Below are 7,696 nucleotides of genomic sequence, written 5' to 3'. Positions count from 1 at the left end.
AACCGCCAGAGCAGATACGGCCGACACCCGGCGCCCGTAGCGTCGACCCACCAACCCAGCATGGAGCGACGCTACGGGCGCCTGGTATCGCCCTTATCTGCTCTGGCTGATCCTGATTGTCGTGACCTTCATCCTGCAGAGCCAAAAAGATGCCGATGAGCTTTAGCCTGACCCAGATGATCCTGATCAGCGCTGCGTACCTGGCGGTGCTGTTCGGCGTTGCCTGGATCAGCGAACGGGGCATGATCCCGCGGGCGATCATTCGCCACCCACTGACCTACACCTTGTCGCTGGGGGTTTACGCCAGTGCGTGGGCGTTCTACGGCACGGTCGGCCTGGCCTATCAGTACGGCTACGGTTTTCTCTCCAGCTATCTCGGGGTGTCCGGCGCGTTTCTGCTGGCGCCGGTGTTGCTCTATCCGATCCTGAAAATCACCCGCACCTATCAACTGTCGTCGCTGGCGGATCTGTTTGCCTTCCGTTTTCGCAGCACCTGGGCCGGCGCACTGACGACGATATTCATGCTGATCGGCGTACTGCCGCTGCTGGCGTTGCAGATTCAGGCGGTGGCCGACTCCATTGGCATTCTCACCGGCGAGCCGATTCAGAGCCGCGTAGCGCTGGCGTTCTGTGCACTGATCATTCTGTTCACGATTTTCTTCGGCTCCCGGCATATCGCTACCCGCGAGAAGCACGAAGGGCTGGTGTTCGCGATTGCCTTCGAATCGGTGATCAAGCTGATCGCCCTCGGCGGCGTTGGCCTCTACGCGTTGTACGGCGTATTCGATGGCCCGCAACAGCTTGAGCTGTGGCTGCTGCAAAACCAGACCGCCCTCGCCGCGCTGCACACGCCATTGCAAGAAGGCCCGTGGCGCACACTGCTACTGGTGTTCTTCGCCTCGGCGATCGTGATGCCGCACATGTATCACATGACGTTCACCGAGAATCTCAACCCGCGCTCACTGGTCAGCGCGAGCTGGGGCTTGCCGTTGTTCCTGCTGTTGATGAGTCTGGCGGTGCCGCTGATCCTTTGGGCCGGCCTCAAGCTTGGCGCTACCACCGACCCGGAATACTTCACTCTCGGCATCGGCATAGCCGCCAACAGCAAACCGCTGGCATTACTCGCCTACGTCGGTGGGCTGTCAGCGGCCAGCGGGCTGATCATCGTCACCACCCTGGCGCTGTCGGGCATGGCGCTCAACCACTTGGTGCTGCCGCTTTATCAGCCGCCCGCCGAAGGCAACATCTACCGCTGGCTGAAGTGGACCCGCCGCGCACTGATCGTCGCGATCATCATGGCCGGCTTCTGCTTCTACCTGATGCTCGGCGCCGGGCAGGACCTGGCCAACCTCGGCATCGTGGCCTTCGTCGCCACGTTGCAATTCTTGCCGGGCGTGTTGTCAGTGCTGTACTGGCCGACCGCCAACCGTCGCGGCTTCATTGCCGGTCTGCTGGCGGGGATTCTGGTCTGGGTGATCACCATGCTGTTGCCGCTGGTCGGCAATCTGCAGGGCTTCTACATTCCCCTGCTGAACATGATCTACGTGCTGGACGACACCAGTTGGCACATGGCAGCCATCGCCTCACTGGCGGCCAACGTGCTGATGTTCACCCTGATCTCGCTGTTCACCAACGCCAGCCCGGAAGAGGCTTCCGCAGCCGAAGCCTGCGCAGTGGATAACGTCCGTCGCCCGCAACGCCGGGAACTGCACGCCGCTTCGCCGCAGGAATTCGCCACGCAGTTGGCCAAACCGCTGGGCGCCAAGGCTGCGCAGAAAGAAGTCGAGCAGGCGCTGCGCGATCTGTATCTGCCGTTCGACGAACGTCGCCCCTATGCCCTGCGCCGTCTGCGCGACCGTATCGAAGCCAACCTTTCCGGCCTGATGGGCCCGAGTGTGGCGCAGGACATGGTCGAAACCTTCCTGCCGTACAAGGCCGGCGGTGAAAACTACGTCACCGAAGACATTCACTTCATCGAAAGCCGCCTCGAGGATTACCACTCGCGCCTGACAGGTCTGGCCGCCGAACTCGATGCCCTGCGCCGCTACCACCGCCAGACCTTGCAGGAATTGCCGATGGGCGTCTGCTCGCTGGCCAAGGATCAAGAGATCCTGATGTGGAACAAGGCTATGGAAGAGCTGACCGGCATCGCCGCGCAACGGGTGGTCGGCTCGCGCCTGAGCACCATCGGCAATCCGTGGAAAGAATTGCTGCAAGGTTTCATCAATCTGCCTGACGAACACTTGCACAAACAGCACCTGGCCCTCGACGGACAGACTCGCTGGCTGAACCTGCACAAAGCAGCGATTGATGAACCGTTGGCGCCGGGCAACAGCGGTCTGGTACTGCTGGTGGAAGATTTGACCGAAACGCAGATGCTCGAAGACAAACTGGTGCATTCCGAGCGGCTGGCCAGCATCGGTCGTCTCGCGGCCGGCGTCGCCCACGAAATCGGCAACCCGATCACCGGCATCGCCTGTCTGGCGCAGAACCTGCGCGAAGAACGCGAAGACGACGGCGAGTTGACCGAGATCAGCGGACAGATTCTTGAACAGACCAAACGCGTGTCACGCATCGTTCAGTCACTGATGAGTTTTGCCCATGCCGGCAGCCATCAGCACAGCGACGAGCCCGTTTGTCTGGCGGAAGTGGCGCAGGACGCCATCGGCCTGCTGGCCTTGAACCGGCGCAATTTCGAAGTGCAGTTCTACAATCTGTGCGACCCGGATCACTGGGTCGAAGGCGACCCGCAGCGACTCGCCCAGGTTTTGATCAATCTGCTCTCCAACGCCCGCGACGCCTCGCCGCCGCACAGTGCGGTACGGGTCAAGAGCGAAGCCGGCGAACACACGGTCGATCTGATCGTCGAGGACGAAGGCAGCGGTATTCCGAAGAACATCATGGATAGATTGTTCGAACCTTTCTTCACCACCAAGGATCCTGGCGAAGGCACCGGTCTGGGCCTTGCACTGGTCTATTCCATCGTTGAAGAGCATTATGGACAAATCACCATCGACAGCCCGGCTGATGTACAAAGCCAACGCGGCACCCGTATCCGGGTGACCTTACCGCGTCATGTCGAAGCGACGTCCGCTGTGAACTGAGACCGTCGCGAGTATCGAATCCCGGCCGCACATTTTGATCGTCGAAGACGAAACAATTATCCGCTCCGCCTTGCGCCGCCTGCTGGAACGCAATCAGTACCAGGTCAGCGAAGCCGGTTCAGTGCAGGAAGCACAAGAACGCTTCACCATTCCTACGTTCGATCTGATCGTCAGCGATCTGCGCTTGCCGGGCGCCCCGGGCACCGAGCTGATCAAGCTCGGCCAAGGGACGCCGGTGCTGATCATGACCAGCTACGCCAGCCTGCGTTCGGCGGTCGACTCGATGAAGATGGGCGCGGTGGACTACATCGCCAAGCCTTTCGACCATGACGAAATGCTTCAGGCCGTCGCGCGGATCCTGCGTGATCGCCAATCGGCACCGGCTGCCGGCGAAGTGGTTGCCAGCAAACCGACCAATGGCAGCGGCAAATCCGCCGTTGACAACAGTAACGGCGAAATCGGCATCATCGGCTCCTGCCCGCCGATGCAGGATCTGTACAGCAAGATCCGCAAGGTCGCGCCAACCGATTCCAATGTATTGATTCAGGGTGAGTCCGGCACCGGTAAAGAACTGGTGGCCCGCGCCCTGCACAACCTGTCGAAGCGCGCCAAGGCACCGATGATCTCGGTGAACTGCGCGGCCATTCCGGAAAGCCTGATCGAGTCCGAACTGTTCGGTCACGAGAAAGGTGCGTTCACCGGCGCTAGCGCCGGTCGAGCCGGTCTGGTCGAAGCGGCGGACGGTGGCACGCTGTTCCTCGATGAAATCGGCGAACTGCCGCTGGAGGCCCAGGCCCGTCTGCTGCGCGTATTGCAGGAAGGCGAAATTCGCCGCGTCGGTTCGGTGCAGTCGCAGAAGGTTGATGTACGCCTGATCGCGGCGACTCACCGGGATCTGAAGAGCCTGGCGAAAATCGGCCAGTTCCGTGAAGACCTTTATTACCGTCTGCACGTGATTGCGCTGAAATTGCCGGCCCTGCGCGAGCGCGGCGCCGACGTCAACGAGATCGCCAATGCCTTCCTTGCTCGTCAGAGCGCACGCATCAACCGTACCGACCTGAAGTTTGCTGCCGATGCCGAACAGGCGATTCGGCACTATTCCTGGCCGGGTAACGTGCGTGAGCTGGAAAACGCGGTCGAGCGCGCGGTGATCCTGAGCGAAAGCCCGGAAATCTCCGCCGACCTGCTGGGCATCGACATCGAGCTGAGCGATCTGGAAGATGACGAGTTCATCGGTCTGCCGCCGCAAACCGCCGGCAATGCCAGCAACAGCAGCCACGAGCCGACCGAAGACCTGTCGCTGGAAGACTACTTCCAGCACTTCGTCCTCGAACATCAGGACCACATGACCGAGACCGAACTGGCGCGCAAACTGGGCGTCAGCCGCAAATGCCTGTGGGAACGCCGTCAGCGTCTGGGCATTCCACGGCGCAAGACCGGGGTCGCCAGCGAGAGCTGAACGTTACCTGTCGAGTGTGCGGGTAACGCTTGAAGATGTGAAAAAACTGTTACCTCAGTCTTGTCACGTAACAAAAGCCGGGGTTATCGGTAACGAAACCCCGGCTTTTTTTCGCCCCTCGAAAACGGTTATATCGACCTAACCCCTTGTTTTATTGGGTTTCGCAAAAGTTGGCACGGCACCTGCTATATGTTTAGTACAAGAACAATAACAAGCAATGCACAAGACAATAAAAATAAGACGAATCGACTCACGCAAAATAAAAACAAGACGGCGAGAGGCGCAGCTAACTGATTCTTTTGGAGAGGCGTTGTATTTGGGGCTTGCCCCACGACCAGGCCGAGAACAACAAAAACTGTCCTAAGACAGAGCCTGTACTGGTTGGATCGAGAGATCACTGCAATTCAGCGACCAAAGCAATCCGTTTGCTCTTGGCTCCCGATTGGGAGGGTCATGAAGCGAAAGCCTCATGACGAGGGCACTCAACAAAAACAAGAAGCCCGAATCAATAATAAAAAGAGCACGCAACTACTTCTTGGGGAGCTTCGGCTCCCCTTGTAGTTTCTCCTCCGCAGCAAAATCCCCCATTTTTATCGCGCGCGATGCCTGTAGCCTGCGGCTTGCAGCTCAAATCGGCCGTGTCCTACACCATCCCCCGACTAAATGCTAGAATCTGCGCCCATCATGCGGTCATTCTTTGGTATGGCCGAACATTCCTTCAAACAGTGCATCCCATGCTGAAGAAGCTGTTCCAGTCATTCCGAACTCCCGTGCGTCGTACGCAACACATCCGCAGCACCCCTGAAGTGCTCAACAGCGGCCAACATTCGCTGCAGAAAACGCAATTCAGCCGCTACGCGGTGAATATCGTCGAACGCCTGCAAGGTGCCGGTTACCAGGCTTATCTGGTCGGCGGTTGCGTGCGTGACATGCTCCTGGGCATCACGCCCAAAGATTTCGACGTCGCCACCAGCGCCACCCCCGAGCAGGTCCGTGCCGAATTCCGCAATGCGCGGATCATCGGTCGCCGCTTCAAACTGGTGCACATCCATTTCGGTCGCGAAATCATCGAAGTCGCGACCTTCCGCGCCAATCACCCAGTCAACGAAGACGACGAGGACAGCAATCATTCTTCGCGTAACGAAAGCGGGCGGATTCTGCGCGACAACGTTTACGGCACCCTGGAAGAAGACGCGCAACGCCGCGACTTCACCATCAACGCCTTGTATTACGATCCGGTCAGCGAGCGCATTCTCGACTACGCCAACGGCGTGCACGACATCCGCAATCATTTGATCCGCCTGATCGGCGATCCCAAGCAACGCTATCAGGAAGACCCGGTACGCATGCTGCGGGCCGTGCGTTTCGCTGCCAAGCTCAACTTCGGCATCGAAAAACACACCGTGCAGCCAATTCGCGAACTGGCGCCGATGCTGCGCGAGATCCCGTCAGCACGCCTGTTCGAAGAAGTGCTGAAACTGTTCCTATCCGGACACGGCGCAATCACTTTCGAGATGCTGGTCGATCTGCAACTGTTCGCCCCGTTGTTCCCGGCCAGTGCCGACGCACTGGAACACAACCCGGAGTACACCCACACGCTGATCAGCGAAGCGCTGACCAACACCGACCTGCGCATCAAGCAGAACAAACCGGTGACCCCGGCGTTCCTGTTTGCCGCCTTGCTGTGGCCTGCCCTGCCGGCCCGGGTGTTGCGTCTGCAAGAACGTGGCATGCCGCCGATTCCGGCCATGCAGGAAGCAGCGCACGAACTGATCGCCGAACAGTGCCAGCGCATCGCGATTCCAAAACGCTTCACCATGCCGATCCGCGAAATCTGGGACATGCAGGAACGCCTGCCACGCCGCAGCGGCAAACGCGCCGACCTGTTGCTGGACAATCCGCGTTTCCGCGCCGGTTACGACTTCCTGCTGTTGCGTGAAAGCGCCGGCGAGCAGACCGATGGTCTGGGCGAATGGTGGACGGATTATCAGGACGGCAACGACAGCGAACGCCGCGACATGATCCGCGACCTCAGCGGCAAAGGTGATGATGCCAGTGGTGCGCCACGCAAGCGTCGACGCAGCAGCGGCTCCAAGCGCAAACGCGCCGGTGCACCGAGCGCTACGGGCGAGTAAGGCATGGAACGCATCTACATCGGCATGGGCAGCAACCTCGCTGACCCGGCCGAACAATTGCGCAGCGCCGTCGAGGCGCTGGGACAATTGCCGCAGACCACCCTTGCCGGCGTTTCCGCCTTTTATCAAAGCGACTCGTTGCTGCCGGGCCAGCCGCGTTATACCAACGCCGTTGCAGCGCTCGACAGCGATCTTGCGCCGCTGGATCTGCTCGATGCCTTGCAAGCCATCGAGAATGATCAAGGCCGCGAGCGCCTGGAGCGCTGGGGCCCGCGCACGCTGGATCTGGACATTCTGCTGTTCGGTGATCGATTGATCGATGAGCCGCGACTGAAAGTCCCGCACTATCAGATTCAGGAACGCGCCTTCGTGCTCTATCCCCTTGCCGAACTGGCGCCGCAAGATCTGCGTCTTGCCGATGGCCGGACCCTCACCGATCTGCTGGCAGCCTGCCCGTTCGTCGGCCTCGAACGCCTCCCCCACCCCTGACACCCATTTCCCTTGGGTGCAGGATTTTGTGGCGAGGGGATTTATCCCCGATCGGCTGCGTAGCAATCGCAAAACCGGCAAATGCGGTCTGACTGATTAATGCGCACTACCATTTTGGGGCCGCTTCGCAGCCCTTCGGGGATAAATCCCCTCACCACAAAAGCGGTGTTCCATATCCAGGATTTTGTCGGACAAAAAGCCTTGAATCAGGCCCGCCGCGCCGCTGAATCGCATCAGTAACGCCGGTAACACTCCCTGCGTAACAATGCGGTAACACACGCAATTGACTTCCTGTTGGCTCATCACGACTATAGGCGTCCCGCTGCCGCCAACCCGGCACATACGGGCGCAATCCAGGCCTTATAAGCACGACAAAAGAGCGTGCGCCTGAATAGATGACGAATCACGCGCGTTACTCGCAGTAGTTTCCAAAGCGCCTGAACGAGGAATTTTTACATGCCAGCCATCACCCTCACCTCGCTCCAGAGCCACAACCAGAATGGTGAAAA

The 7,696-nt window shown here is 59.6% G+C and carries 4 protein-coding genes; all 4 read left to right on the top strand.

The window, feature by feature from the left end; genetic code table 11:
- Positions 1–149: 149 nt before the first annotated feature.
- The 4 genes from ACIONG_RS17600 to folK all read left to right on the top strand — a co-directional run bounded on the left by ACIONG_RS17600 (position 150) and on the right by folK (position 7,187).
- Positions 150–3,104, top strand: a complete 2,955-nt coding sequence (locus ACIONG_RS17600) for a sensor histidine kinase (RefSeq protein ID WP_177431457.1) — start codon at positions 150–152, stop codon at positions 3,102–3,104.
- Positions 3,105–3,117: 13 nt separating this feature from the next.
- On the top strand, positions 3,118–4,563 hold the full coding sequence (locus ACIONG_RS17595) for a sigma-54-dependent transcriptional regulator (RefSeq protein WP_401301463.1): 1,446 nt from the start codon (positions 3,118–3,120) through the stop codon (positions 4,561–4,563).
- A gap of 734 nt (positions 4,564–5,297) precedes the next feature.
- Positions 5,298–6,698: a polynucleotide adenylyltransferase PcnB gene (locus tag ACIONG_RS17590; RefSeq protein ID WP_401301437.1), complete on the top strand. Its 1,401-nt coding sequence runs from the start codon at positions 5,298–5,300 to the stop codon at positions 6,696–6,698.
- A 3-nt stretch (positions 6,699–6,701) separates the two neighbouring features.
- Positions 6,702–7,187: a 2-amino-4-hydroxy-6-hydroxymethyldihydropteridine diphosphokinase gene (gene folK / locus ACIONG_RS17585; protein WP_103306549.1), complete on the top strand. Its 486-nt coding sequence runs from the start codon at positions 6,702–6,704 to the stop codon at positions 7,185–7,187.
- Positions 7,188–7,696 lie beyond the last annotated feature (509 nt).

This window comes from Pseudomonas sp. NPDC087817 (genome assembly GCF_044742875.1).
In the GTDB taxonomy this organism is placed as follows: domain Bacteria; phylum Pseudomonadota; class Gammaproteobacteria; order Pseudomonadales; family Pseudomonadaceae; genus Aquipseudomonas.
The sequence above is the reverse complement of the archived record's forward strand: the minus strand, read 5'-3'. Positions and strand labels throughout refer to the sequence as shown.